This window comes from Vibrio ouci, from assembly GCF_004551525.1.
Taxonomy (GTDB): Bacteria; Pseudomonadota; Gammaproteobacteria; order Enterobacterales; family Vibrionaceae; genus Vibrio; species Vibrio ouci.
Genome location: NZ_SATR01000348.1, coordinates 1 through 470, shown reverse-complemented (window position 1 = coordinate 470; position 470 = coordinate 1). Strand labels below are relative to the sequence as shown.

Genomic DNA, 470 nt, shown 5'->3' with positions numbered 1-470 from the left:
AAGATTATAACTGATAATGCCCAGAATTTCAATGGCAAGATGATAATAGAACTCTGCGCTAAATGGAAAATCAAGCATTCCAACTCTTCGCCATATAGACCAAAGATGAATGGTGCGGTAGAAGCTGCTAACAAGAATGTCAAAAAGATTATTCAGAAGATGGTAGTCAAGTATAAGGAGTGGCATGAGATGTTGCCATTTGCCCTTCATGCGTATCGCACCGCAGTCGATATGGTCCACCAGAAAATATTATCACTGATAATGCCCAGAATTTCAATGGCAAGATGATAATAGAACTCTGCGCTAAATGGAAAATCAAGCATTCCAACTCTTCGCCATATAGACCAAAGATGAATGGTGCGGTAGAAGCTGCTAACAAGAATGTCAAAAAGATTATTCAGAAGATGGTAGTCAAGTATAAGGAGTGGCATGAGATGTTGCCATTTGCCCTTCATGCGTATCGCACCGCA

At 40.4% G+C, this 470-nt stretch carries 1 pseudogene; it reads left to right on the top strand.

The features are described from left to right. Positions 1 to 288 (top strand): annotated as a pseudogene (locus tag ELS82_RS28020) (DDE-type integrase/transposase/recombinase); the annotation flags it as partial. Positions 289 to 470 lie beyond the last annotated feature (182 nt).